Origin of the sequence: Solibacillus sp. FSL W8-0474, assembly GCF_038004065.1 — a bacterium.
In the GTDB taxonomy this organism is placed as follows: Bacteria; Bacillota; Bacilli; order Bacillales_A; family Planococcaceae; genus Solibacillus; species Solibacillus faecavium.
In genome coordinates this window covers 936,058-963,019 of record NZ_JBBOQJ010000001.1, presented here as the reverse complement: position 1 = coordinate 963,019, position 26,962 = coordinate 936,058, and the positions used below count along the sequence as shown (strand labels likewise).

The window sequence follows — 26,962 nt, the reverse complement described above, 5'->3', positions numbered from 1 at the left end:
GAAATAATCTAGTATTAGGGATAAATAAAGGGAATTTTTCCGTTTATTCATTGAAAATTGATCTATTTTCATATTATTTAAATAGATAAGCGGAAATTCTCCGTTTATATTGGCTTATTTTTGAGTTTCTTTTAAAATAGACGGAATTTCTCCGTCTATTTTTTGCTTTCTAATAACGCCTTCATTAAAAATACTAAGAACCACTTAGAAAAATTCTCTAAGCGGTTCTTTTATGTTAAAGCTTATTTAATTGGATCTTCAGCTGTTAACTCAATTTCGTGTAATTCTGTACCATTTGAATAACTAACATTGTAGTTTTTCACACGCTTGTTAACCGGAAGGATTTCTGTACGGAAGTACATTGGAACTGTTGATGCTTGCTCGAACATGTACTCTTCCCATTTACGGAATGCATCAGCACGGTAACCTGCATCAATCGCCTCTTTAGAGTCGATATCAGCTAATAATGTTTGTAATTCAGGAGTTACGAAACGGCTGTAGTTGAATGCTGAAGCCTCACCGTATAAACCAAGTGGTGATGGGTTTGTACCTGTACCCCAAGCTGCCATGAACATATCAATTTCCGGATCATCCGCTTTTACTTTATCATAGAAGCTGTTGAACTCGATTAGGCGGCCAGTAGTTAACTGTACATCTAAACCTACTTCTTTCCAGTTTTGACGGTAGTACTCTACGATTGCTTCGTCAGTATCTGAACCTGACATACCCGCTAAACGGATTGCAAATTTCTCACCGTTTTTATCTTCACGAATACCATCGCCATCTACATCTTTATATCCTGCTTCATCCAATAATGCCTTCGCTTTTTCAGGATCATAATTGTATCCTTCTAAAGTATTGTCATGGAATGAAGAGAATGCTGGTGGAATTAATGATGTTGCACGAGAACGTAATCCTTGGTAGAAGCGCTCTCCTACTTGCTCAATGTCCATTGCATAAGCAACTGCTTGACGTAACTTAGCATCGTTCATTTTCGCATTTTCATCCATAATGTTTAAGCCTGCATCACCTGCAGCTGCATCCCATTTACCAAGTTTGAAACCAATATAAGAGTATGCTAACTCTGGACGAGCTAATACTGTTAAGTTTTCTAAATCTTTTACGCCGTCATACTGATTAGTCGGGTAAGAAGATGCCATATCATATTGACCAGTACGTAATGCTTCACCGATAGAAGCTGAAGGTACTACTTGTAATACAACTTTATCTAATTTCGGTTTACCTTTCCAGTAGTGCTCGTTAGCTACGAACTGAACAGATTCACCGTCGACTAATTTATCTAATTTGAAAGCACCTAAAGTTACAGGAGCTTTACGAACTTGTGGTGAAGAAATTAAATCTTTGATTGGTGTTGTTTCTAAGTAATGCTTAGGCGCTGCAGTACTCCATAAACCGTCACCACCAGAGTAAATTGCTGGCGAAACTTTAGTCATTGAAATTTCTACAGTTTTGTCATCAATCTTTTTAATTCCTGAGATTGTATCAGCTTTACCGGATTTATATTCAGAAGCACCGATAATATTTTGGAAGTCAGCATCATAACGGATACCCGTATAATCTGGGTGACCAATAATTTCATATGAATAAATTATATCATCGGCAGTTAATGGCTCACCATCAGACCACTTAACATCATGTTGAATTGTAATTGTAACTTTATTGTTATCCGCATCAACGTCTAATTTTGCGATACCTTCGTCAGTAATTAAGAAGTCGCCGTCTGTATCAAAAATATTGTTAGTCATGAAGTCCATGATGTCAGCGTCATAACCATTTTCATATAATTCAGCTAATAAAACCCCTGAGAATGGAGAGTCTGTTACTAAAGCGAATTTTAAAGTACCGCCTTGAATAACTTCACCATCGTTAGTTACTTCTTCTGGTAATGTAGGTGATTCAGCAGTAGTAGCACCTTCATTTGTTTTTTCCTCTGTTGTTGTATCTTCTTTCTTGTCAACTGGTTTTTCAGTTGCTGTTTCTGTATCGTCTCCTCCACAAGCAGCTAATACTAAAGCAGTAGCAAATACAGAAGAAAGCATAAGACCTTTCTTTTTCATCATTTGTTTTTCCTCCCTTTTTTTATCCTAAACGTTGTTTTGCGTCAGCTGCACGACGTAGCGCTTGGCCAACGTAATTTATACCAAGCATCAAAATTAAAATTAATATTGACGCGGGTAACCATATCCACCATTTACTCGATAAGATTATCGGGTTCATAGCATAACTTACTAAAGTACCTAGACTTGGTGTTGACGGTGGTAAACCGAAACCTAAGAACGAAAGACCTGTTTCGATCCCTACGTTGCCTGCAAAGCTTAATGTCACTTCGACAATTAACAGCGAACTTAAGTTTGGTAGTAAACCTTTAAACATAATCGCGAAATCGCTAGTACCCATAGTTTTAGAGGCACTAATGTAATCGCGACGTGCTTCAGATAGTGCTTTTGAACGCACAAGTCTGGCCGTCGACATCCATTGAAATGCTGCAAGAATTAAAATTAAATCCATTATTCCGTATGATGGAATGATTGTTATAACTACGATGACAATCATAAGAGTTGGTAGAGTGATGAAAAAGTCGATAATACGCATGAAGAAGTTATCGATAAATCCACCGTAGTACCCCATGATAATCCCTAAAGCAATACCAACAAAATTGGCTAGTACCGTAATAGCGATTGCAATTAAAATTGAGTTTTTTGCACCTATGATCAGCTGACCGAACATATCTCGACCAGCTTCATCGGCACCAAGGATATAACCTCTTACCCCCGGTTCAGTAAAACGCTCCAATAATTGAATATTCATAATTTTGGCTTGATCGATTACAATTGCTAATACCAAAACTGTAACCATTAATAAAATAACCCCTATTAAAGAGAACATTGCTAATTTATCTTTTTTAAACTCCCGCAAAATAACTTGAATACCAGTTGGCGGAGAGCTTTGAGATTCTAACTTATCTACAGTTTGTGCATTATTATTTTCCATGATTAAAATCACCTCTCCTTAGTCATTATTAATTTGATTAGTCTATGCGAATACGCGGGTCAACAATACTTAAAATAATGTCGGACAATAGACTACCTAATAATGCTAAGAAGCCAAATAACATAACTAGTGCTGTAATGACACTGTAGTCACGACTTAAAATTGAATCGATAAATAATTTACCCATACCCTGATATCCGAATACAGTTTCAATAAAAATTGATCCGCTAAGTAATCCGGTAATTGTGAATCCTAAAAATGCTGCGATTGGTAATAGTGAGTTCCGGAAGATATGTCGAGAATATACTTTCTTCATCGGAATTCCTTTACTGCGCGCTGTTTTCACATAATCCATCGTCTTTGCATCAATAATCTCTGTACGTAAATATTGAATTATCCCTGTTGTCCCTAACAGCGCATATGTTATAGCTGGTAACAGCAGGTGGTAGAAACGGCTCCAATAATACTCCCATGTCCCTGCATCGATAGATATATCTACCGTACCACTTGTTGGAAACCACATGAGCCTGTATCCAAATACGTACACGAAAATCAGCGATAATACAAACGTCGGGATAGCATAAGAGATAAAGCTATATAGGACGATTGATTTATCCAAAAATGACTCTTGATAACGACCTGCAAGCACCCCTAGTGGAATAGCAATTAAATATACTAAAATTACACTTAATAATGAAAGTAATAAAGTATTCATTCCACGAGCTCCGATAATATCGGCAACCGGTTTTTTATACGTATAACTTTGTCCAAAGTCACCTTGTGCGGCATTGGCAATCCAGTTATAGTACTGAACATACCACGGGTCATAGAATCCGGCTTTAATTCGTAATTCCTCAATTACGTTTGGATCAGTTTCCGGTGTAATTAAACCTGTAAAAGGATCTCCAGGCATTTGTTTCGCTAATATAAAAATTAGGAGACTTAAAACAAATAGCTGCGGAATCATTATTAATACACGGCGAACTATCGTTTTCCACATACTATACACGCTCCTTTTCATCTTCAGACATGGCCACTTTATGTGTGTCTGAAATCGATTTTAAAGGATATACTTTTCCATCCTTATCATAATATTTATGCTGTTCTTCATGATACGCTGCTTCAACTTTTTGACGTTCAAGCTTTCGCTCAATTCTCGTTTCCGGCTCTATATCAGGAATAGCAGATAGAAGTCGGTTCGTATAGATATGCTTAGGATTTGTGTATATATCTTCACGCTTTCCTGTCTCTACAAATCTACCTTTATACATAATTGAGATGTTATCACACATATGACGAACTACCCCTAAATCATGCGAGATGAATAAATAACTTATTCCATATTGCTCCTGAATGTCCTTCATAAAGTTTAAAACTTGTGCCTGAACAGATAAATCAAGTGCTGATACTGGCTCATCCGCAATAATCATTTTAGGGTTACATGCTACTGCTCGGGCAATCCCTAATCGTTGCTTTTGACCGCCTGAGAATTCATGCGGATATTTCAGTAAAACATCTTCTGACATCCCAACGATTGCAAGAAGCTCATTAATGCGTTTACGTTCTTCTTGCGGTGACAATTTCAAGAAGTTGCGAATTGGCTCTGCTAAAATATCCAAAACACGCTTTCTTGGATTCATACTGGAGTGTGAATCTTGGAAAATCATTTGAATATCCCGGTTATATGCTGAATCACGTTTACGGCGTGTATTTGTTACATCTTCACCTTCATAAACAATGCGTCCTGATGTAATTTTTTCCAACCCTATTATCGCTTTACCAGTCGTTGACTTCCCTGAACCGGATTCTCCTACAAGACCGTAAGTTTTTCCGCGTTCAAATTCCATTGTTACACCATCTACTGCATAAACATGGTCAACTACTGTGTTAAAAAATCCACCTCGGATAGGATAGTGAACTTTTAAATCTTCTACTTGCATAAAACTCATTGATTTACGCTCCCTTCCTCATCCTCAAAATGGAATTCCTTCCAGCAAGTACAGCGTACAAGATGACCTGGAGCAACTTCGTGAAGCTCTGGGTTTTCTTCGTGTGCTGACTGTGGAATCCACGGGATACGTGATGAGAAACGACAGCCTTGACGCGGCAGCTTCATAAGAGAAGGTACCATCCCTTGAATTACTTCCAATTGTTCACTCTCACTGTTTGTTTGAGGAATTGATTTCAGTAATGATCTTGTATAAGGGTGCTTTGGATTTCTAAATAACTCTACAACCGGTGCTTCTTCAATAACTTCACCTGCATACATTACAGCTACACGATCCGCTACTTCAGCAACAACACCTAAGTCATGTGTAATTAGAATAATGCCTGACTGAATTTCATCCTGAAGCGATTTTAACAAGTCTAAAATCTGAGCTTGAATTGTTACATCCAGTGCTGTTGTCGGTTCGTCAGCAATTATAATTGCCGGCTTACCTGATAATGCGATCGCGATCATTACACGTTGACGCATACCACCTGATAATTGGTGAGGAAATTGTTTAGCAACACGTTGAAAGTTTGGAATTCCCACTTGGTCCAATAGTTCCAATACACGATTTTCTCGCTGTTGCGGGTTTAATTTAGTGTGATAAATTAAACCTTCCTCAATTTGATCTCCAATACGCATTAACGGATTCAATGCCGATAGTGGATCTTGGAATATGAATCCAATATCATTACCTCGCAGCTTGTTAAATTGGTTATCCGTTAAATTTACTAGATTTTGATTGTTATAAAGAATTTCACCTTCAACTTTTGTATTATTTGAATTATGTAATCCAACGATTGAAGTTGCTAATGTACTCTTCCCACAACCTGATTCTCCTACAATTGCTAAAATCTCATTTTTACGAAGCGTTAATGAAACATTGTCTACAGCTGGGTAGTATGTATCTTTAATACGGAAACTCGTACGTAAATTTCGGATTTCTAATAATTCGTTCGTATTCGTAGACATAAAATAATCGCTCCTTTCTACATAAACATTCTTTCAACTCAGCTAAGCTCATCCTATAATCAAGTACGCTCTAGCGTAATTGCATCTTTACTTGAGAACTGCAGTACATATTTCCTGGATGTCAATTATCCGTACAATACTTTTGAACAATCTTTCATCGGTGCACTTAGTTCAATTTCCTGATTGTAGCTTCAGTTTTAAATTTTCCCAAACGTGTTATATACCCTTATTGAAAGAATTAAAACTTTTAAAATAATCAGATTTCTTTAAGTGTTAATAATTTGTTGGTTTTTTGTCAAATTTGTTAAGACATAAAGTTTTATGTTAATTATTAAACTTTCTAACTATTCTAATTTAACATTTAAAATTTATCAATAGCAAACTATTCTTTAAAATTAAAATTTTCCATTAATTTTTTATAAATAAATTGCGTTTATGACTATATTTATATCTTTTTTACATAAAACAAACAGAACAAATCAACCAAAAAAGTTTAATATGACAACTATCTATTAAACTTCACTTTTAAAAAAACTGAAAATTTTCATAACTGGATTATATAACTATAATAAAAACGTGTAAAGTAATTTTTTTTTACTTTCACACGTTTTTGAAATTTTATAATATTTTTTTATTTTAATTTTCCGTCTTTTAAGTCTTTATGCCAATTTTTCAAGAATGGAATCTCTGTTTCTTGAATATTTCCTGATTCTTTAGCCGCATCCACTAAAAAGTCAAAATTAGTTAAAGAAGTATATTTTACATTTGCCGCTTCAAATGCCTGCTCAGCTTTCGGTAAATTATATGTATATACACAAACAACACCTAAAACTTCACAGCCTGCCGCTCTTAACGCCTCTACCGCGGTAATTGATGAGCCACCCGTCGAAACGATATCCTCTACTACAACAACCTTTTGACCTTTAGCATATTTCCCTTCAATTTGTTTTCCACGGCCATGTTCCTTTGCCTTTGAACGTACGTAAACCATCGGCAATTCCAAGATATCTGAAACCCATGCAGCATGTGGAATACCTGCTGTTGCTGTACCTGCTACAACATCACAGTCTGCAAAATTTTCTTTAATTAGCGTTGCTAGGCCATTTGCAATTTGTTTACGAATAGTTGGATCGGAAATTGTTAAACGTGTATCACAATATATGGGTGATTTAATACCGGAAGCCCATGTAAATAAATCTGTCGGATTCAGTTCAACTGCTCCTACCTTTAACATTGCGTGAGCGATTTCGTTTTGTAATGACATATTATTTTTCCTCCCATAGTTCACAAACTTTTTTATAGGCAATAACAGGTTTGTCTGCACCTGTTATTGCACGGCCAACTACGATAAGCGATGAGCCGTCTTTTTTTGCTCCATCTGGTGTAGCAATTCGTTTTTGATCATGCGCTTCGCCGCCAAGCATACGAATACCTGGGGTCACCCGTAAAAAGTCTTCGCCGCAAGCTTCACGGATTGCGTGTGCTTCATGAACTGAGCATACTACTCCGTTAAGGCCAGCTTGTTTCGATAACTGAGCATAGTGTAAAACCGACTCTTCAAGCGATAAACCGATTTTTTGTTCTTTTTGCATTTGTAGTTCTGTCGTTGATGTTAGTTGGGTCACTGCAATGAGTGCAGCGCGTTTTCCTCCTGCTGCTGTTCCCGCTTCTAAACCTTCCAAAGCACCTTCCATCATGGCACACCCGCCTGCAGCATGAACATTCACCAAGTCCACACCAAGACGTGCTAAGCCCTTCATAGCCGATTTGACAGTATTAGGTATGTCGTGAAGCTTTAAATCCAAAAAGATATCATGCCCTTCACTTTTCACTTGATGAACGATACGGGGACCTTCCTGCATATAAAGCTCCATTCCAATCTTAACGAAAAGCTTTTCTTCAAACTGCGCTAAAAAGCCCATTACATCCTTTTCACTCGGAAAATCCAATGCAATAATAGGTTTTGTGTTCATATTAACGGTGGCTCCTTCCGATAATTTCTGATATATGTTCAACTTGCAATACATCCAGCAAGCCTGGTAATTCTTCAATAATCGTAGGACATACGAAATGATCGACAAAGTTTGCAGTACCAACTGCAACGGCTGATGCACCTGCCGACATAAAATCAATGACATCTTGCGCACATGTTATGCCACCCATACCGATAATCGGAATATTTACCGCTTTATAAACGTCATATACCATACGAATAGCAACTGGTTTAATTGCCGGACCGGATAATCCACCTGTTCCATTTGCAATAACTGGTTTACCTGTTCGCTCATCTAAACGCATACCAACTAGTGTATTAATCATTGTAATGCCATCCGCCCCACCTGCCTCAACAGCTTTTGCGATTTCGACAATATTCGTTACATTTGGCGATAATTTTACATAAACCGGCACACTCGAAACCGCCTTAACAGCAGCAGTTAATTGTTGCGCAGTACTAGGATCTGTTCCGAACTGAATACCCCCACATTTAACATTCGGACATGATATGTTTAATTCCAACGCTTTTACATTGGATGCTTTCGAAATACGTTCTGCGACTTCTACATAGTCTGCAACTTCAGTACCTGCTACATTTGCAATGATTGGAACATCATAGTCTTCTAAAAACATAAGTTCTTCTCCCATTACCTTGTCGATACCAGGGTTTTGCAGTCCAATCGCATTTAACATCCCGGCAGATGTTTCTGCTACACGTGGCGTTGGATTTCCTTTACGTGTTTCTACAGTTGTTGCTTTAATCATAATTGCACCAAGAAGTGAAAGATCATAAAGTTTTGCATATTCGCGACCAAAGCCGAAGCAACCTGAAGCAGGCATAATTGGATTTTTTAGTTCTAATCCTGGAAGTTGTAAATTCAGTCGATTCATAATGCCACAACTCCTTTCGGGAATACTGGTCCGTCTGAGCACACTTTAACATAATCTTTTACATAGTTTTCCGTTGTATCACATACACAGGCAAAGCACGCCCCGATACCGCAACCCATACGTTCTTCAAATGATAAATAGCCCTCTTTGTCCGGGTAATAACCTTCTAATGCACGTAGCATCGGTAATGGACCACACGAATAAAATACATCAAACTCAGGTTTCACCTCATCAAATACAGTTGTGACAAAGCCCTTCGTTCCTTTCGTGCCATCAACAGTTGCATAATAAGTGTCGCCAAGAGCTTTAAATTGCTCCTCATAGAAGCACACATCCTCGGATTGGAACCCTAAAACGTGAATTGTTTTCACTCCGCGAGCATTTAGTTGCTTAGATAATTCGTGAAGTGGCGGGACACCAATTCCTCCACCGACTAAAAGCGCAGTTTGACCAGGTTCGGCGGCTTCAACGGGGAAGCCATTTCCAAGAGGACCTAACACATCCACGATTTGACCTTCACGGTTTGTTGCAAGGAATTTTGTTCCGCGGCCTTCTGCACGGTAAATCATCGTAAACTCATTTTTTTCTTTATCTACATTTGCGATACTAATAGGTCTACGCAGCAACGGTTCGAATGTATCTGACACTTTTACATGAACAAACTGGCCAGGAGTCATGTCCTGAACCAGTTGTCCTTGTAGTGTCAATTCGAAAATATTCGTGGCAATTTGCTTTTGCAAAATAACAGTCATTTTCTCTTGACGAATCATTTTAATGTACTACCTCCGCTTTCGGCATTTCTTCTGCAGTAAATGTCATCGATTCAATAACACGTAGCATTGCTTCTGCTGTATCAAGTGAAGTTAAACATGGTACACCATTTTCCACTGACTCACGGCGAATTCGGAAGCCATCACGTGCCGGCTGTTTTCCTTTAGTTAATGTGTTAACAACTAATTGTGCTTCGCCATTTTGAATTATATCGATTAACGTTTTCCCTTTACCGCCAATTTTTTCAACGACATCGGTTTTCACACCATTGTCTTCAAATAGTTTTGCTGTACCTTCTGTCGCTACAATGCGGTAGCCAACTGTTGAAAAGCGTTTAGCTAAAGTAACCGCCTCTTCTTTATCTTTATCCGAAACTGTGAATAGGATTGTACCGTGTGTCTTAATTTCCATACCAGCCGCTACAAAGCCTTTGTATAATGCCTTTTCGAAAGTTGCATCTTTCCCCATTACTTCACCTGTCGATTTCATTTCAGGTCCTAAAGTGATATCAACCCGACGTAATTTTGCAAACGAGAATACCGGTACTTTCACGAATACGCCTCGTTTTTCAGAAGCTAATCCTGTAGGGTAGCCTTGCTCGATAATTGTTTGACCTAGAATTGCTTTCGTAGCAATGTTTGCCATTGGGATATTTGTGATTTTACTTAAGAATGGTACTGTACGAGAAGAACGCGGATTTACTTCGATTACGTAAATCTCCCCTTCACTCATGACATACTGGATATTCATTAACCCAACAATTCCCAAACCTTTTGCAAGACGTGTTGTATAGTCTACTAATGTTTCTTTCTGTGCATCTGTTAATTTTTGCGGTGGATATACTGAAATGGAATCACCAGAGTGTACCCCTGCACGCTCAATGTGTTCCATAATGCCTGGGATCAATACATTTTCTCCATCACAGATTGCATCAACTTCAATTTCTTGACCTGTTAAGTAACGGTCAACTAACACCGGGTGATCTGGAGATGCCTCTACCGCATGCTCCATATAGTGCGCCAATTCTTCCAAATTGTAGACAATTTCCATTGCACGTCCACCAAGGACATATGAAGGGCGGACTAACACTGGGAAGCCTAATTTCTCACCGATTATTAACGCTTCTTCCTTCGATACCGCTGTCTCCCCCGCAGGTTGTGGAATACCAAGTTCCTGTAAGGCTGCTTCAAATTTATTACGGTTTTCGGCACGGTCAATATCTTCCAATGTCGTACCTAAAATTTTCACACCATTCGCTTCTAGCTTGTCTGCCAAATTGATTGCTGTTTGACCACCAAACTGTACAACAACGCCAATTGGTTGCTCTAAATCGATAATATGCATAACGTCTTCGATTGTCAGTGGCTCAAAGTACAATTTATCTGAAATCGAGAAGTCTGTTGATACTGTTTCAGGGTTTGAGTTGATAATAATCGCTTCGTAGCCTGCTTCTTGAATTGCCCATACCGAGTGAACTGTTGCATAGTCAAACTCTACTCCTTGACCGATACGAATTGGACCTGAACCAAGTACAACAACAGATGGTTTGTCTGTACGGATTGATTCATTTTCTTCTTCGTATGTACCATAGAAGTACGGTGTGTTCGACTCGAATTCGGCAGCACAAGTATCTACCATTTTATATACAGGGATGATGCCTTGTTCTTTTCTAAACGCATATACCTCTGACTCTTTCATCTCCCAAAGCTGGGCAACTTTCTTGTCTGCAAATCCTAAACGTTTCGCCGTTCTTAATACATCTTTATCCATTTTATTTTCGACAAGAGTCGTTTCCATATCGACAATTTTCTTCAATTTTGTTAAGAAGAATAAGTCAATGGCAGACCATTCATGGATTTTTTCCACAGAAACACCGCGGCGGATCGCTTCTCCAATGAAGAATAAGCGCTCGTCTCCTGCTTTTTTAATACGCTTTTCAATCCATGTATCCGATAAATCTTCAGCGTGTTTCATCTCAAGATGTACATGACCTGTTTCTAATGAACGGACTGCTTTTAATAATGCTTCTTCAAATGTACGACCAAGGGCCATAACCTCACCAGTTGCCTTCATTTGTGTACCTAAGTTACGTTTTGCAGACTCGAACTTATCAAATGGCCAACGTGGAATCTTAGCTACAATATAGTCAAGTGCCGGCTCGAAACAAGCGAATGTTGAACCAGTTACAGGGTTTTTGATTTCATCCAAAGTAAGACCTACTGCAATTTTAGCTGCAAGTTTCGCAATTGGATAACCTGTTGCTTTAGAAGCTAGTGCAGATGAACGGGATACACGTGGATTTACTTCGATAACATAGTATTGGAATGAATATGGGTCTAACGCTAATTGCACGTTACAGCCACCTTCAATTTTTAGTGCACGAATAATTTTCAGTGAAATATTACGCAACATTTGATTTTCGCGGTCCGATAATGTTTGTGTCGGTGCTACTACGATTGAATCTCCCGTATGAATACCTACTGGGTCGAAGTTTTCCATGTTACAAACAACGATTGCATTATCTGCAGCATCACGCATTACTTCATACTCAATTTCTTTAAATCCGGCAATCGATTTTTCAAGTAAACATTGCGTTACTGGAGAATATTTCAAACCTGACGTTACAATCTCCTGTAAATCCTGGTCATTGTAACAAATACCCCCACCTGTACCACCTAACGTGAATGCCGGGCGAACAATTACTGGGTAACCAATTTTTGCAACGAAAGCTTTTGCTTCTTCCATGTTGTGGATGATGTCTGATTCTGGAACAGGTGCTCCTAACTCATACATTAAATTACGGAACAAATCACGGTCTTCTGCTTTATGGATGGCATCCAGTTTTGTTCCTAAAATTTCGATTCCCAACTCATCTAAAATACCTGACTCATCAAGCTCAATCGCCATGTTTAACCCTGTTTGTCCACCTAAAGTCGAAAGGATCGCATCAGGACGCTCTTTACGTAAAATACGAGATACGAATTCTAAAGAAATTGGCTCGATATATACTTTATCTGCAATTTCTGTATCCGTCATAATTGTCGCCGGGTTTGAGTTAATTAAAATTACTTTATATCCCTCTTCTTTTAATGAAAGACAAGCTTGTGTTCCTGCATAGTCAAATTCTGCTGCTTGTCCAATAACAATTGGACCTGATCCGATTACTAAAATTGTATTTATGTCTGTACGTTTAGGCATATTGATTCTCCTTCGTTGCTTCTTTTTCCATCATTTCAATAAATTCATCAAATAAGTGATTCGAGTCTTCCGGTCCTGGTGAAGCTTCCGGATGGTATTGTACAGTGAAGATTGGATATTTCTTATGACGTACTCCTTCACAAGTACCATCATTTAATGCGATATGTGTTAATTCTAAATCTGTATCTTTTAATGAATCGATATCAATGGCATAGCCGTGGTTTTGGCTCGTTAAATCAGTGCGACCTGTTCGTAAATCTTTTACTGGATGGTTGCCCCCACGGTGTCCAAATGGCAATTTAAAGCTTCGCGCACCACATGCTAATGAGAATAATTGGTGGCCTAAGCAAATGCCGAAGATTGGCACTTTTCCGATTAAATCTTTAATTGTTTCAATACCTTCTGATACGTCTTCCGGGTTACCTGGTCCGTTTGATAGCATAATCCCGTCTGGATGCAATGCTAAAATTTGTTCAGCTGTTGTGTTATAAGGAACAACGAGTACATCACAATCACGTTTGTTTAATTCGCGTAATATTCCATGTTTCATACCGAAATCCAGTAAAACCACTCGTTTACCACGACCTGGTGATGGATATGCTGCTTTAGGCGAAACTTCACGGACATGGTGCGTAATAAATGGTGTTTTCTCAAGTTGTGCAACTACTTGTTCTACATCTACTTCAGCATCTGCTTCTGTTAAAATGGCACGCACCGCACCTTTTTCACGAATAATTCGTGTTAATTTACGAGTATCGATTCCTTCAATACCAGGAATATTCTGTGCTGTTAAATATGCATCCAACGACATATCAGATCGCCAATTCGATGGGTAATCAGCTAATTCACGTACTACAAATCCTCTAATAGCAGGTGTAATGGACTCAAAGTCATCACGGTTAATGCCGTAGTTTCCGATTAATGGATATGTTAAAGTTACGATTTGACCATAAAATGATGGATCAGATAATGTTTCTTGGTAACCTGTCATCCCTGTTGTAAATACAACTTCTCCCTGACTTGCTTTATCACTACCGAATGCCGTACCTGTAAATACAGTGCCGTCTTCTAAAATTAATAATCGTTTTTTCATTATTCTGCCTCCTGGTATACAATTTTGCCTTCGAAAATCGTTGCTACTGGCCAGCCTTTTGCTGCCCATCCGTTAAACGGTGTATTGCGACCTTTTGATACAAAACCTTCCGCATCAATCGTCTGCTCTTTTTCTAAATCGATTAGTACGATATCCGCTGAAGCTCCTACCTCCAATGTTCCGTATGGTAGATCAAAAATTTGAGCCGCCTTCACACTCATCCAATCTACTAATTGTTTTAATGTCCATTTTCCTGTTGCTACAAAGTTTGTATATAGTAATGGGAATGCTGTTTCAAAACCGACAATTCCGAATGGCGCACCTACCATGCCACAGCATTTTTCTTCTACTGTATGTGGGGCATGGTCTGTTGCGATACAATCAATCGTTCCATCAAGTAATGCTGCATGCAGTGAATCTTTATCGTCTGCAGCACGTAATGGCGGGTTCATCTTCCAGTTGGCATCATCTGAAGGGATGTCCATTTCTTCTAATAATAAATGATGCGGACAAACTTCTGCCGTCACTTTAATACCTGCTGCTTTAGCATCTCTTACTGCCCGTACAGATTCTTTCGTCGATACGTGGCAAACATGGTAGCGTGCACCTGCTGCTTCAGCTAACAGCACATCACGTGCAATTTGAACAGATTCACAAATTGATGGGATGCCAGGTAAGCCCAGTTCTTTATTTCGTTTTCCTTCGTGCATAACACCATCATAAATGAGTGAGTTATCTTCACAGTGTGCTACAACTACCGCATCCAGTTTTGCTGCTTGTTGCATTTGCTCATACATTGTAGAAGCGAGCTGAATACCAACACCATCGTCAGAGAATGCAACTGCGCCATGTGCTTTTAACTCTTCCATGTCAGTTCGAACTTCTCCTGAAATGTCCTTTGTTAGTGATCCATATGGCAATACGCGAATGAGTGCACTATCTTGAATTAAATTATTAATCAGTTGCATATTTTCAACAGAATCTGGTACAGGCTTTGTATTTGGCATGGCACAAATTGTTGTAAAGCCTCCCTTTGCTGCTGAAGCTGTACCTGTTGCTATCGTTTCTTTATGTTCAAATCCCGGTTCACGTAAATGTGTATGTACGTCTACAAAACCTGGTGATGCAAAAAGACCTTTTCCGTCTATAACTGTTGCATTAGATGGTATGTTTCCATTAATTGAAGCGATTTTGCCATTCTCTATTACAATAGTAGAAATTACTAATTCTCCTTTTTCATTTAGTAACTTCACGTCCTGAATAACCGTTGTCATTTTAATCTCTCCCTTTCAAAATCGTCTCTAATATTGCCATTCTTGTGTAAACACCGTTTCGTACTTGTTGAAAAATTCGGGAACGTTCACATTCTACAAGGGCATCAGCAATTTCTACATCACGGTTGACCGGGGCTGGATGCATAATAATCGCACTTTTTTTCATGAGCTTTTCTCTTTCAACCGTTAAACCGTACTCTTCATGATAGCTCTCTTTTGAAAAATTTTTACTTACAGAATGCCGTTCATGTTGAATCCGTAAGAGCATAATGACATCACTATCTTCGAGCACTTCATCCCAACTATGTGCAGCTTCAAAGTCACCTGCCCAGGCAGGCGGACATAAAAATCGAATATTTGCCCCTAAACGCTGCAGCGCTGTTGCATTTGATTTTGCGACACGGCTATGTGATATATCTCCGACAATAGTTATATTCAAGCCTTCAAATTCACCGAACTCTTTCCGAATGGTATAAAGATCGAGTAAACATTGAGAAGGATGTTGACCAGCACCATCTCCTGCATTAATAACCGCACACCCGATTCCTTCTAAAAGCTCATTGTAATATTCATCTTCTTTATCCCGGATTACGACTGCGTCTATTCCGATCATTTCTAATGTTCTGACAGTATCGTACAGCGTTTCTCCTTTTGTAGTGCTCGAAAATTCTGCATCAAAGGGGATTACCGTACATCCTAGACGGCGCTCCGCCATTTCAAAGCTTGTTTTTGTACGGGTGCTAGGTTCAAAAAATATATTTGCTACATTGTAAGCGCGCTTTAGAATCGGTTCTTTTCCATTTTCGAAATGTTGTGCTCGATCTAAAATAGACATTATTTCTTCATTCGATAAATGTTCCATTGATAATAAATTTTTCATGCCCGCGCCCTCCGCTACTATCAATTACATGTCAAAGTAACCGATAGCTTAATTTTATTTTATTACATTCTGTATATTTAATCTACTTTTTGTTTAAATATGCATACGTTGTTTACAAATAAGCCCCGCTATAACTTTAGCGAGGCTTAAAGGGTGTAACAAACTAAGGTATCATCTTGATAATGAACCTTGTATGTCATACCCTTCGTAGCCTCTCTGGACAAATCTTTAAAAGGTATTGCTTATTCTTCTATTTCATAAATATCTTTTTCAACTATTTCACGACCTGGTAATACTAGATTTAAAACAACACCGATAATCGACGCTAACGCCATACCTTCAATAGCAAAGCTTTCCGTGAATCGCATTGCGGCTCCGCCGATTCCTACTACTAAAATGACAGAGGCAATTACCATATTTCGGTTGTTCCCAAAGTCTATGTTGTTCTCCACAAACATACGCAAACCGCTTGCTGCGATGATACCGAACAGTAAAATTGAAATCCCCCCAAGCACTGCTGTTGGAATCGTTTCAATTAATGCCATTAGCTGTCCTGAGAAGGACACAATAATTGCGACTATCGCTGCACCTAAAATAACGTAAACCGAGTAAACACGTGTGATTGCAAGTACACCAATATTTTCGCCGTACGTTGTTTTTGGAGGTCCTCCAATTAAGGCCGATGCAAATGTTCCTAGCCCATCCCCTAAAAGTGATCGATGTAAGCCTGGATCCTTAACATAGTTACGATTTACAACTTTCCCCAACACCAGCTGGTGACCGATATGCTCTGAAATCGTTACAATAACCACTGGTACCATACCGATTAAAATTGCACTTGTAACTTTAAATTCATAATCAACGCCTGGAATCAGGAATTCCGGCATTGCCAGGAATTTCGCATTTTGCACTGCTGTAAAGTCAACGATACCGACAATTACTGAGTAAATATAGCCAACTACGATTCCAAGTAAAATTGGCATTGCACTTAATATATTTTTAAAGAATACGTTGAAAATAATAGCTGCTGCCAATGTTACCAATGCTGCCGAGAAGTGAAGTCCGTTGTATTTCCCATCCACGTTCATCGCCATATCGACCGCTACACCTGATAGTCCTAATCCAATAACGATAATAACCGGTGCTACAACAATTGGTGGTAAAATATTCATTAGCCACTTATAACCTGTTTTCCAAATTAATAAAGAAACAATTCCGTATACTACCCCGACTGCCATCGCTCCGATCATGGCATTTCCTGGATTTACTTCTACACCTGCTTGTCCAAATCCTGTTACTAAAATAATTGGTGAAATAAAAGCAAAGGAAGAGCCTAAGTAAGCTGGCACTTTAAATTGTGTTACGAGCAGGAAAATAATTGTGGCGATTCCGCTTGTTAATAGTGCAATTGCAGGGCTTAACCCGACTAATTTCGGTACTAAAATTGTTGATCCGAACATGGCAAACATGTGCTGGAAACTAAATGTGATCAGCTGACCGGCACTTGGCTTCTCTTGAATATCTAATACTGCTTTTGACATTATTTTCTCTCCCTGTACGCTCTAATTAATCTACTTTATGAATCGTGATAATATCTTGCCCATCTGTTTCTTCTAAATTCACTAGAATACGCTCTGTACTCGATGTCGGAATATTTTTCCCTACATAATCTGCTCTAATTGGAAGCTCTCTATGACCACGGTCCACTAAAACTGCCAACTGAATTTGTGCAGGTCTTCCTAAATCCATGACAGCATCCAAAGCCGCGCGTACTGTTCTTCCTGTATAAAGGACATCATCAATAAGAACAATTTTTTGGTCGCTAACTTGATATTCAATATCTACTTGCTGTACTTGAGCTTGATCATCCACTTGCTTTGTTGATAAATCATCACGGTACAATGTAATATCCAGCTCTCCTGTACGGATTGCTTTTCCTTCAATTGTTTCTATTCTTTCTGCAAGACGTTTAGCTAAATAGGCACCGCGTGTTTTAATTCCTACTAGAATTACTTCATCAATACCTTTATTCCGTTCAATAATTTCGTGTGCAATCCTTGTAATTGCACGGTTCATCGATGGACCATCAAGTAATACCGAAATATGTTCCATGTTCTTTCTCCTTTCATTTTTTAGTAATGTTCACGGGGATGTTAAATGTCTTCATTTCAAACAAAAAACCCTCTAGAAGTTCTAGAGGGTTTGAAAAGGTCATGTTGAAAAAACTGCATACGGATATTTTTGCGCACAAAAATGCCGTAAATGCTTACATTATCCCTTCTCAGCCTCTCTGGACTGCCATTAAAGGTGAACAATATTCTGAATAGTAGCGTCTACCTGCTTGCTCTCGTCAAGGTCTGTAGCTCACTGTAGTCAGTATATGCCTCATCAATTTAGAAGTCAATAAGCATTTTGAAGGTCAGACAACTGAAAATAAATATTTAAATAATCTTAATTATCCGTCAATAATTTTCATTCAAAACTAAATTATCTAATATATAGCTAATCTGTACCTTCTATCAATTTTATATACCCTTCATTCTCCATTAGTTGTTCAGGCTCGGCAATTGATAAATATAAATACAAATTCCCCATAGGAGTTGTCTCAGCTTTTACTATATGAGAAGTTTCACTTGAATAAAGGTAATGGTCTCCATAAGCCGTAAATTTCATTCCATTGTATGCCTTATATATTTTTTCAAACTGTTCTTCATTTGTATTCAGAAGTAACATTGAAAATAACTTCTCATCATAAAAGTAAAATCTGGCCTCTCCCTTATAATCTAATATAAAGTCAGCACCATTGCCGTCCTCCTGAATCTCTGTTAACTCACTGTTGGCTATTAGTTCTGCTACTCGAATTTCTGTTAAATTCTTTTCTCCTAAGCGTTCTACTATATCTGATTTTGAATCGCCTAAAGTAAATCCATTCAAATAAAATAAACCATGTTCTTCATAAAATTGCGGTTGAGTAAAATCAAGTTGCGGGGTATTAGCTGAATGCTGATTATCGCTCATTATTTGGTTTAACATAAAGAAGAACATACTTAATGTGAAAATTGCGCTGATTATTATAAAACGCCATCTATATTTTGGTTTTGGTTGTTTATTCTCGATCTCTTGCACTACATTTTGCATAACGCGTTGTTTCATTATTTTTAAATCTTTTATCTCATTAGGTGTATAGTTATCCATTTAGCAGCACCTCCCATTCAATATCTTTCAATTCATCCTTTAATAATTCTTTTCCTCTTCTTAGTCGTGTTTTGATCGTACTTTCTGAAGTAGCTAGTAAAAGAGCGATCTCACTAATTTTCATATCATTAAAATAATAATAGATAAGTACTTCTCTATGTTTTAATGGCAATTCTAGGATTGCATCACCAACGATTGTTTGCTCATCTTTCCTAACCAAACCATCTGAATCTATTTTACTCGTTGAAGGAAAAATTTTTTGCAGTTGTACTTTTTTATATGTCCAGCTTTTTAAGTAATCTTTACTTTTATTAGCGGTCATTTTGTATAAAAAAGCTTTTAGTTCTCCACGTTCTTCATATTTATATTGAGCATGATAGATCTTTATAAATACTTCCTGTACAATATCCTCTGCTGCCTGGCGATCCTTTACGTAGTAATAAGCTAAACGAATTAACGGCTCTGTATAGAGATTCATTATTTCTTTTAAATCATGAATAGTTAACAAGAATACAACTCCTTTCTCTAATTATTAACGATTTCCAATATGCGAGAGTTTGGATTTATAAAAATATTTTTATGAATGTTTGGATTTCTCAGCAAGACCAATTAATAATGTGGTATATATTGTATTATTTTACATTATTTAAACGATAAAAAATAACTTTTTCCTTGTCCTCCTAAAATAAGATTAGAGTTTACCGTTATTTGAATGATGTAGCTCATTTTTAGGTTAATTTTAAAATAACGGAAATTCGTTCCTCTATTTATCTCGTTACGCAATTCAATCTGGGAGGCAAGCCGCCCGGAATCCCTGTCCCGGAACGGCAAAAAACCGAACCCTCTAAAGGATTCGGTTGCTCTTTTAAGAAATGTATTACCCGCGTAACTCTTCTATTAATTGTTTGAAGTCTTCCGGTAGTGGTGATTCAAACTCTAAATATTCTTTCGTTACTGGATGGATAAATCCTAATACACCTGCATGTAATACTTGTCCGCCGAAATCAATTGTTTTCTTTGGACCGTATTTTGGATCCCCTGCCAATGGGAAACCGATATAATTCATGTGCACACGGATTTGGTGTGTTCTTCCTGTCTCTAAGCGACATTCAACTAAAGTAAACTCACCGAAACGCTCTATCACTTGGAAGTGTGTCACAGCATGTTTGCCTTTATCTACAACCGCTTGCTTTTGGCGATCTTTTTGATCACGCCCGATTGGAGCATCAATTGTTCCTTTTTCGTGGGCAATATGACCATGTACGAGCGCTGTATATTTTCGTGTTACCGATTTATCGACTAATTGATTCACTAATCCTTCATGGGCAACATCATTTTTGGCAACCATTAATAAGCCCGAAGTATCTTTATCAATACGGTGCACAATTCCTGGACGTGCTACACCGTTAATGCCTGATAAATCTTTACAATGATGCATTAAGCCGTTTACTAAAGTACCTGAAGTATGCCCAGGTGCTGGGTGTACCACCATACCACGTGGTTTGTTTACAACTAATACGTCTGCATCTTCATAAACAATTTCTAAATCTAAATCTTCAGGAACGATTTCTAAATCTTCTACTTCAGGAACGTCTACTTCAATGACATCCCCTTGTTTTACTTTGTATTTTGCTTTTACTTTTACGCCATTTACTAAAATGCGCTCTTCCTCAAGCCAATTGCCAATTTGTGAACGTGACCATGATTCTTCCATTTGTGAAAGTGCCTTATCAATACGTTCTCCAGTAAGTTCCTCTATCGTTAATGTGACTACTGCCATTATTTCACCTTTTTCTTATCCTTTTTTTCTTCTAGAATGATCGTAATAAAGAGCATGACTACAGCAATTGTCAATGCTGCATCAGCTATATTGAAGATTGGGAAGTGATAATTGACTACCGGTATATAAACATCGACAAAATCAACAACTTCTCCACGGAATAAACGGTCAATAAAGTTTCCAACCGCACCACCTAAAAGTAGCATTAAACTAATATGATAAAGTGGCTTACCCTTTGCTTCTGTATGATTAAAATAAATAATGGCGATAATGACAGCAACTGTTACGATTGTGAACAACCACATTTGTCCTTCCAACATGCCCCATGCTGCACCACGGTTACGATGCGATAGGATGCCAAACCAAGGATCCCAAACACTGATGCGTTCACTTAATTCCATATTTTTAACGACTAGCCATTTTGTCCATTGATCTAAAATGACTGCAACTATAGCTATTCCGTAATATTTATACACAGCAAATCCTCCGTTTACGATATATCTTTCCTATCTTAACATAATTGTAGGGTTGAACGATAATTTAAACATGATAAAAGTGTCTAAAGAAGGAAAATAAAGTTCGTCTTTTAGTGAAAAGGAATCTACTTTTAAAACTTTATTAGCTAATAAATGTAGTGGCTTCTACTTATGATACGCGCTGTTCCATTTTCTGAGTGAAAAGGTTCTACTTTTCATAATAAACGTTCTACTTTCAAAACCACATTTGCTAATAAAAGCAGTGGCTTAATATAAAAAAGCTTATTTAGCCACGATAACTAAATAAGCTGCTACTTAGCTTATGCCAAAGAACAATCGAAATCCTGCCATTGTCACGACTCCGGCAATCACTGTTTTCGATAAACTTTTTGTAAGTAAAGCAATGAATAATGTCGGAATAAATACTAGCACATTCATCCATTGAACCGTAACGATTGCGTCTTCTTTCTCAAAGAATCCCTCAATTACGAGTGCCGATAATATACATACCGGTATGTAGGCAAGCCAGCGCAGGACAATTTTTGGCAATTTCATATTTTTCACTAATATAAACGGCAATACCCTAGGAATCCATGTTACTACAGCACAGCCTAAAATTAATAATACCATTGCTATAGAAGTTGTCATTTTTCCAATGCCACCCCAATCGATGCTACTACAACAGTTGATAATAGGACGGCTAAATGTCCGGGCATAAAGTAGAGCATTCCGTACATGCTGATGACCATAATGAAAATCAGCTTTATGTAATGCATTAATTTTTCTTTTGGAATACTTGCGAGTGTTAGAACAAGCAATGCCACAAACATTGCCACTAACGCATAGTCCAGCCCCCATTTTTCTGGATTCGGCAGCCATTGACCAATGACTCCACCTATAGTACACGCCGCAATCCAAGTCGTATACGCTGTAATATTTAATCCATTCATCCATTTCCCGCCAAGGCGCCCTTCTTTTCCTGCTGTAACGACAGATACACCGAACGTTTCATCGGTCAGTAATGTGCCAAAGCCTATGTTGCGCAATGTTGAATACTTAGTGAAATACGGTGCAATCGTTAAGGACATTAATAAATGGCGCAAATTTACGATGAAAATAGTGATGATAACCGCAGTAACTGGTGCACCCGCTAAATACAGTCCACAAAAGATAAACTGTGCTGATCCTGCGTATACAAGCACCGACAGTAAAAATATCTCAAGTAAAGAAATTCCAGATGCAATTCCAACGACACCAAATGCAAGACCGATACTTATATAGCCGAGTAAAGTCGGAATACAATCTTTTACCCCCTGGATGAATGTATCAGGTGTAAATAGCCTTTGTTCTACTTGTGCCAAAGCTATATCACTCCTAAATTTTTTATTTTTCAGAAAACTAAAAATGCTATAAAGAACGCCATTACCTTATCGGCAACAGCGTTCTAATTTTTTTATACGTAATAGTCTTCTACAACATCCGCACAGCGTTTACATAAAGTTGCATGTGATTCGCTCGTACCTACTGTTTCTGAAATTGTCCAGCAACGCTCACATTTTTCACCGTCTGCTTTTTCTACTACTAAAGCTGTTTTCTCTAGTACTAAAGCTTCTTCCGGTGCATTTTCTTTACTGCCGGCGATAAAGAATTGAGAAACGATAGAAAGCTGTGCAAAGTCGATATTTGCATCATTTAACAGTTCGATTGTTTCACTATCTGCATAAACTGAAATTTTTGCTTCTAATGATTTACCGATTGTTTTAGCATTACGCGCCTCTTCTAACGCTTTTAATACTTCATTTCTTACTACAATTACTTTCGCCCACTTTGTACGTAATTCGGCAAAATTTTCTTGCTCCACAGCTTCAGGGAAGTCTGTTAATTGGACAGATTGTGGTTTGCCTTCGAATTCAATGTAGCTCCATAATTCTTCTGTAGTATGTGGAATAATTGGAGTTAATAATTTTACTAACGCCATTAATGTGTCATACATTACTGTTTGCATCGCACGACGGTATTTATTATCTTTTCCTTCGATATATACAACGTCTTTTGCAATATCTAAATAGAAAGAAGATAATTCGATCGCTACGAAGTTATTCACTGTTGTATAAACTGTCGAGAAATCATAACGGTCATATGCAGCACGAACTGTTTTAATAACATCTTGTAAGCGCATATACATATATTGATCCATTTCACGTAAATCTTCATATGCCACACGGTCAGTCAGTTCGTTGAAGTCTGTAACGTTACCGTGCAGGAAGCGTAGTGTATTACGAACTTTACGGTATGTTTCAGAAACTTGCTTCAGCATATCCATTGAAATACGAACATCACCTGTATAATCAACAGATGCTACCCACATCCGAATAATATCGGCACCATATTGACCCATAACTTTGATTGGATCAATCGTGTTTCCTAGTGATTTTGACATTTTGCGTCCTTCACCGTCTAATACGAAGCCATGTGTTAATAGGCCTTTATATGGTGCATGACCATTAATGGCAACAGATGTGATTAGTGACGAGTTGAACCAGCCACGGTGTTGGTCGGAACCTTCCAAATAAAGGTCTGCCGGATATTTCATACCGCGTTCTGCAAGTACACCTTGGTGCGATGAACCTGAGTCGAACCAAACATCCATAATGTCATTTTCTTTTGTAAATTTACCGTTCGGGCTACCTTCATGCGTAAAGCCTTCCGGTAATAATTCTTTCGCTTCGCGCTGGAACCAAATATTTGAACCGTGCTCACGGAATAATTTTGAAACATGTGCAATTGTTTCAGGTGTGATAATTGGTTCGCCATTTTCTGCGTAGAAAATTGGAATTGGTACACCCCATGCACGTTGACGGGAAATTACCCAGTCACCACGGTCACGAATCATATTGTAAAGACGTGTCTCACCCCATGCAGGTGTAAACTCAGTTGCAGAAACCGCATCTAATAACTCATTACGGAACATTTCTACAGATGCGAACCATTGTGGTGTTGCACGGTAAATTACTGGTTTTTTTGTACGCCAGTCATGTGGGTATGAGTGTTGGAATTTAGAAACGCTCAATAACGCGCCTTCTTCTTTTAATTTTTCAATTACAATTGGATTAGCTTTTTCATAGAATAATCCTTCAAAGCCTGGCGCTTCATCCGTGTAGCAACCACCGTTATCGACTGGTGATAAAATATCCAAGCCGTATTGTTTACCTACTTGATAGTCATCTTCACCATGACCTGGTGCTGTGTGTACACATCCTGTACCAGCTTCAGCCGTTACGTGCTCACCAACCATTACTAATGAATCGCGTTTGTAAATTGGATGCTCCGCTACGATCATATCAAGGTCTGCGCCTTTTACTTCCTGAACGATTTGCACATCTTCCCAACCGAATGTAGAAGCTAATTTATCTAATAAATCTTTCGCTACGATATATTTGCCGCCGTTTGCTTCAACTACAGCATATGTGAATTCAGGATTTACTGAAATCCCTAAGTTTGCTGGAATTGTCCATGGTGTCGTTGTCCAAATAACAAATTTTGCATCTGCAGGAACTACACCTTTTGCATCTTTAATTCCAAATGCTACGTAGATTGAATAAGATTCAACGTCTTTATATTCAATTTCTGCTTCTGCTAATGCAGATTCAGAAGATGGTGACCAGTAAACAGGTTTTAACCCTTTGTAAATATAGCCTTTTTCCGCCATTTTACCGAAAACTTCAATTTGGCGTGCTTCAAACTCCGGTTTTAATGTGATATAAGGATTTTCCCAATCACCACGTACACCTAGACGTCGGAATTGACCTTTTTGGTTTTCAACTTGTTCATAAGCATATTTTTCACAAAGCTGACGGAATTCTGCTACCGACATCTCTTTACGCTTAACACCTTTATTCGTTAACGCCTGCTCGATTGGTAAACCGTGTGTATCCCACCCTGGAATATAAGGTACATGGAAACCTGTCATCGATTTTTGACGATTGATCATGTCTTTTAATACTTTGTTTAATGCATGCCCGATATGGATATCACCGTTAGCATATGGAGGACCATCATGTAATACATAGTGTGGACGGTCTTTTGTGCGCTCTAACACCAATTTATTGATGTCCATTTCATCCCATTGTGCCTGAACTTGCGGCTCCTTCGTTGGTAATCCTCCGCGCATCGGGAAGTCGGTTTTCGGCATTAATAACGTATCTTTATACTCTACCATTTAAAATTCCTCCTAATTATCTTATTGCTTGCTGATTACTGATTGTTGATTTCCATTCCGGGTCGGGGGCCAACACTATGTTGGTCACGAATGCGTTGTCACAGGACGTGACGATTTTAGCATTCGTTCCATCTCCCCTCCATTCCAATCAACGTTTAAGCAAATGATTTAGCGTTCTATACTAATCATAATTTTATTAACGCTCTAAAGGATTTGGATACTTTTCAAACAACAAAAAAGCCCCTCCATCCCTTATAGAAAAGGGACGAGGAGCATTAGTCTCGTGGTACCACCCTAAATTCGCTAAAAATATAGCCTCATTAGACACTGTAACGTCGTGTTCTACGAAATAGCTTACTTAACAATTACACTTTAGCTTTTGCCAGAGGAATTTCTTTATTTCGGAGGTGTCTTGGACGCCTGCTTCATAAAGTTGTAATTTCAGCTATTTAGCTCAGGAGTGATTTTCATTTTAACCTGCTTCGTTCGAGCTCTCACCGTCCTCGAATCGCTAAACCACAATGTTAAATTTACTGTCTCCGTCAACGCATGATGCATTATGCATCCTATTCATTATTTTTCAGTATATGAAAAGGCTAGATGAAATGTCAAGCCCCCACTATTAATAGACCGCATTTTCATCATTTTGACTATCTTCATTAGTCTCATGACGATTATTATCCTGTATTTCCGTTAAATCGACATCATATTCTAACAAACGATCCCAATCATCCGTATTTAACAAATCTAGTTGAGCTTCTACCAGCATTTTAAAACGATTACGGAAAACTTTAGATTGCTTTTTTAATTCGTCAATTTCAATTGCAATTTTTCGTGCTTTTGTTAAGGCATCATTTACAATACGATCTGCATTTTTCTCGGCTTCTTTGACGATTAATTTTGCCTCTTTTTCTGAGTTGCGACGTACTTCACCCGCAGCTTCCTGTGCAACGATAATCGACTTTTGTAATGTGTCTTCCAAAGAATTATAATGATTCATTTGAGTAGACATCATTTTCACTTTCTCTTCCAGATCCTTTTTCTCACGCAAAATAATTTCATAGTCTTTAATAATCTGATCTAAAAACTCATTTACTTCGTCTTCAGCGTATCCACGGAATCCACGCGTAAATTCTTTATTATGTATATCAAGAGGGGATAATGGCATATCGTTCTACTCTCCTTTTTTACGTATGTTCTTAAGAGTATTATAATC

At 38.2% G+C, this 26,962-nt stretch carries 23 protein-coding genes and 1 other annotated feature; all 23 genes read right to left on the bottom strand.

The annotated features are described in order from the left end of the window. Positions 1-242: 242 nt before the first annotated feature. On the bottom strand, positions 243-2,081 hold the full coding sequence (locus NYE67_RS04695) for an oligopeptide ABC transporter substrate-binding protein (RefSeq protein WP_340729335.1): 1,839 nt from the start codon (positions 2,079-2,081) through the stop codon (positions 243-245). Positions 2,082-2,100: 19 nt separating this feature from the next. Beyond that, on the bottom strand, positions 2,101-3,012 hold the full coding sequence (locus NYE67_RS04690) for an ABC transporter permease (RefSeq protein ID WP_340729334.1): 912 nt from the start codon (positions 3,010-3,012) through the stop codon (positions 2,101-2,103). A 37-nt stretch (positions 3,013-3,049) separates the two neighbouring features. Then, the gene (gene opp4B, locus NYE67_RS04685) at positions 3,050-4,012 is read right to left on the bottom strand and encodes an oligopeptide ABC transporter permease (protein ID WP_340729333.1); all 963 of its coding nucleotides are present in this window, start codon (positions 4,010-4,012) and stop codon (positions 3,050-3,052) included. Position 4,013: 1 nt separating this feature from the next. Further along, on the bottom strand, positions 4,014-4,961 hold the full coding sequence (locus tag NYE67_RS04680; protein WP_340729332.1) for an ATP-binding cassette domain-containing protein: 948 nt from the start codon (positions 4,959-4,961) through the stop codon (positions 4,014-4,016). Beyond that, positions 4,958-5,974: an ABC transporter ATP-binding protein gene (locus tag NYE67_RS04675; protein WP_340729331.1), complete on the bottom strand. Its 1,017-nt coding sequence runs from the start codon at positions 5,972-5,974 to the stop codon at positions 4,958-4,960. The genes NYE67_RS04680 and NYE67_RS04675 overlap by 4 nt, the downstream gene beginning before the upstream one ends. Positions 5,975-6,605: 631 nt before the next feature. Continuing rightward, on the bottom strand, positions 6,606-7,238 hold the full coding sequence (gene pyrE / locus NYE67_RS04670) for an orotate phosphoribosyltransferase (RefSeq protein ID WP_191698466.1): 633 nt from the start codon (positions 7,236-7,238) through the stop codon (positions 6,606-6,608). Position 7,239: 1 nt separating this feature from the next. After that, complete coding sequence (pyrF, locus tag NYE67_RS04665) at positions 7,240-7,947, bottom strand: orotidine-5'-phosphate decarboxylase (RefSeq protein ID WP_340729330.1); 708 nt, start codon at positions 7,945-7,947, stop codon at positions 7,240-7,242. Position 7,948: 1 nt separating this feature from the next. Continuing rightward, positions 7,949-8,860, bottom strand: a complete 912-nt coding sequence (locus NYE67_RS04660) for a dihydroorotate dehydrogenase (RefSeq protein WP_340729329.1) — start codon at positions 8,858-8,860, stop codon at positions 7,949-7,951. After that, positions 8,857-9,630: a dihydroorotate dehydrogenase electron transfer subunit gene (locus tag NYE67_RS04655; protein WP_191698469.1), complete on the bottom strand. Its 774-nt coding sequence runs from the start codon at positions 9,628-9,630 to the stop codon at positions 8,857-8,859. The genes NYE67_RS04660 and NYE67_RS04655 overlap by 4 nt, the downstream gene beginning before the upstream one ends. 1 nt (position 9,631) lies before the next feature. Next, positions 9,632-12,829: a carbamoyl-phosphate synthase large subunit gene (gene carB / locus NYE67_RS04650; RefSeq protein ID WP_340729328.1), complete on the bottom strand. Its 3,198-nt coding sequence runs from the start codon at positions 12,827-12,829 to the stop codon at positions 9,632-9,634. Further along, the gene (locus NYE67_RS04645; protein ID WP_340729327.1) at positions 12,822-13,922 is read right to left on the bottom strand and encodes a carbamoyl phosphate synthase small subunit; all 1,101 of its coding nucleotides are present in this window, start codon (positions 13,920-13,922) and stop codon (positions 12,822-12,824) included. The genes carB and NYE67_RS04645 overlap by 8 nt, the downstream gene beginning before the upstream one ends. Further along, positions 13,922-15,196 (bottom strand): dihydroorotase, encoded by a 1,275-nt coding sequence (locus tag NYE67_RS04640; protein WP_340729326.1) that lies wholly within the window; start codon positions 15,194-15,196, stop codon positions 13,922-13,924. Before NYE67_RS04640 ends, NYE67_RS04645 begins: the two co-directional genes overlap by 1 nt. A 1-nt stretch (position 15,197) precedes the next feature. Further along, positions 15,198-16,076 (bottom strand): aspartate carbamoyltransferase catalytic subunit, encoded by an 879-nt coding sequence (locus NYE67_RS04635; protein WP_340729325.1) that lies wholly within the window; start codon positions 16,074-16,076, stop codon positions 15,198-15,200. A gap of 242 nt (positions 16,077-16,318) precedes the next feature. Then, positions 16,319-17,617 (bottom strand): solute carrier family 23 protein, encoded by a 1,299-nt coding sequence (locus NYE67_RS04630; protein WP_225231065.1) that lies wholly within the window; start codon positions 17,615-17,617, stop codon positions 16,319-16,321. A gap of 25 nt (positions 17,618-17,642) precedes the next feature. Then, on the bottom strand, positions 17,643-18,188 hold the full coding sequence (gene pyrR / locus NYE67_RS04625) for a bifunctional pyr operon transcriptional regulator/uracil phosphoribosyltransferase PyrR (RefSeq protein ID WP_191698474.1): 546 nt from the start codon (positions 18,186-18,188) through the stop codon (positions 17,643-17,645). Positions 18,189-18,578: 390 nt separating this feature from the next. Next, on the bottom strand, positions 18,579-19,271 hold the full coding sequence (locus tag NYE67_RS04620; protein WP_340729324.1) for a hypothetical protein: 693 nt from the start codon (positions 19,269-19,271) through the stop codon (positions 18,579-18,581). Beyond that, positions 19,264-19,779 (bottom strand): sigma-70 family RNA polymerase sigma factor, encoded by a 516-nt coding sequence (locus NYE67_RS04615; RefSeq protein WP_340727170.1) that lies wholly within the window; start codon positions 19,777-19,779, stop codon positions 19,264-19,266. Before NYE67_RS04615 ends, NYE67_RS04620 begins: the two co-directional genes overlap by 8 nt. 369 nt (positions 19,780-20,148) lie before the next feature. Beyond that, the gene (locus tag NYE67_RS04610; RefSeq protein ID WP_340729323.1) at positions 20,149-21,051 is read right to left on the bottom strand and encodes an RluA family pseudouridine synthase; all 903 of its coding nucleotides are present in this window, start codon (positions 21,049-21,051) and stop codon (positions 20,149-20,151) included. Continuing rightward, complete coding sequence (gene lspA / locus NYE67_RS04605; RefSeq protein WP_191702315.1) at positions 21,051-21,527, bottom strand: signal peptidase II; 477 nt, start codon at positions 21,525-21,527, stop codon at positions 21,051-21,053. Before lspA ends, NYE67_RS04610 begins: the two co-directional genes overlap by 1 nt. Before the next feature lie 315 nt (positions 21,528-21,842). Continuing rightward, positions 21,843-22,175, bottom strand: a complete 333-nt coding sequence (locus NYE67_RS04600) for an AzlD domain-containing protein (RefSeq protein WP_340729322.1) — start codon at positions 22,173-22,175, stop codon at positions 21,843-21,845. After that, positions 22,172-22,888, bottom strand: coding sequence for an AzlC family ABC transporter permease (locus tag NYE67_RS04595; RefSeq protein WP_340729321.1), 717 nt, complete (start codon positions 22,886-22,888; stop codon positions 22,172-22,174). Before NYE67_RS04595 ends, NYE67_RS04600 begins: the two co-directional genes overlap by 4 nt. A 92-nt stretch (positions 22,889-22,980) precedes the next feature. After that, positions 22,981-25,746 carry an isoleucine--tRNA ligase gene (gene ileS, locus NYE67_RS04590; protein ID WP_340727166.1) on the bottom strand — a complete coding sequence of 922 codons (2,766 nt, stop codon included), beginning with the start codon at positions 25,744-25,746 and terminating at the stop codon, positions 22,981-22,983. 258 nt (positions 25,747-26,004) lie between these two features. Continuing rightward, positions 26,005-26,301, bottom strand: a binding site (T-box leader). A gap of 67 nt (positions 26,302-26,368) precedes the next feature. After that, on the bottom strand, positions 26,369-26,914 hold the full coding sequence (locus NYE67_RS04585) for a DivIVA domain-containing protein (protein WP_191702308.1): 546 nt from the start codon (positions 26,912-26,914) through the stop codon (positions 26,369-26,371). Positions 26,915-26,962: the final 48 nt, after the last annotated feature.

Bases quoted from the DNA above. Each gene is read 5' to 3' on its own strand.
- NYE67_RS04695 (WP_340729335.1), bottom strand. From the start codon at position 2,081: ATGATGAAAAAGAAAGGTCTTATGCTTTCTTCTGTATTTGCTACTGCT.
- NYE67_RS04690 (WP_340729334.1), bottom strand. From the start codon at position 3,012: ATGGAAAATAATAATGCACAAACTGTAGATAAGTTAGAATCTCAAAGC.
- opp4B (WP_340729333.1), bottom strand. From the start codon at position 4,012: ATGTGGAAAACGATAGTTCGCCGTGTATTAATAATGATTCCGCAGCTA.
- NYE67_RS04680 (WP_340729332.1), bottom strand. From the start codon at position 4,961: ATGAGTTTTATGCAAGTAGAAGATTTAAAAGTTCACTATCCTATCCGA.
- NYE67_RS04675 (WP_340729331.1), bottom strand. From the start codon at position 5,974: ATGTCTACGAATACGAACGAATTATTAGAAATCCGAAATTTACGTACG.
- pyrE (WP_191698466.1), bottom strand. From the start codon at position 7,238: ATGTCATTACAAAACGAAATCGCTCACGCAATGTTAAAGGTAGGAGCA.
- pyrF (WP_340729330.1), bottom strand. From the start codon at position 7,947: ATGAACACAAAACCTATTATTGCATTGGATTTTCCGAGTGAAAAGGAT.
- NYE67_RS04660 (WP_340729329.1), bottom strand. From the start codon at position 8,860: ATGAATCGACTGAATTTACAACTTCCAGGATTAGAACTAAAAAATCCA.
- NYE67_RS04655 (WP_191698469.1), bottom strand. From the start codon at position 9,630: ATGATTCGTCAAGAGAAAATGACTGTTATTTTGCAAAAGCAAATTGCC.
- carB (WP_340729328.1), bottom strand. From the start codon at position 12,829: ATGCCTAAACGTACAGACATAAATACAATTTTAGTAATCGGATCAGGT.
- NYE67_RS04645 (WP_340729327.1), bottom strand. From the start codon at position 13,922: ATGAAAAAACGATTATTAATTTTAGAAGACGGCACTGTATTTACAGGT.
- NYE67_RS04640 (WP_340729326.1), bottom strand. From the start codon at position 15,196: ATGACAACGGTTATTCAGGACGTGAAGTTACTAAATGAAAAAGGAGAA.
- NYE67_RS04635 (WP_340729325.1), bottom strand. From the start codon at position 16,076: ATGAAAAATTTATTATCAATGGAACATTTATCGAATGAAGAAATAATG.
- NYE67_RS04630 (WP_225231065.1), bottom strand. From the start codon at position 17,617: ATGTCAAAAGCAGTATTAGATATTCAAGAGAAGCCAAGTGCCGGTCAG.
- pyrR (WP_191698474.1), bottom strand. From the start codon at position 18,188: ATGGAACATATTTCGGTATTACTTGATGGTCCATCGATGAACCGTGCA.
- NYE67_RS04620 (WP_340729324.1), bottom strand. From the start codon at position 19,271: ATGGATAACTATACACCTAATGAGATAAAAGATTTAAAAATAATGAAA.
- NYE67_RS04610 (WP_340729323.1), bottom strand. From the start codon at position 21,051: ATGGCAGTAGTCACATTAACGATAGAGGAACTTACTGGAGAACGTATT.
- NYE67_RS04600 (WP_340729322.1), bottom strand. From the start codon at position 22,175: ATGACAACTTCTATAGCAATGGTATTATTAATTTTAGGCTGTGCTGTA.
- ileS (WP_340727166.1), bottom strand. From the start codon at position 25,746: ATGGTAGAGTATAAAGATACGTTATTAATGCCGAAAACCGACTTCCCG.
- NYE67_RS04585 (WP_191702308.1), bottom strand. From the start codon at position 26,914: ATGCCATTATCCCCTCTTGATATACATAATAAAGAATTTACGCGTGGA.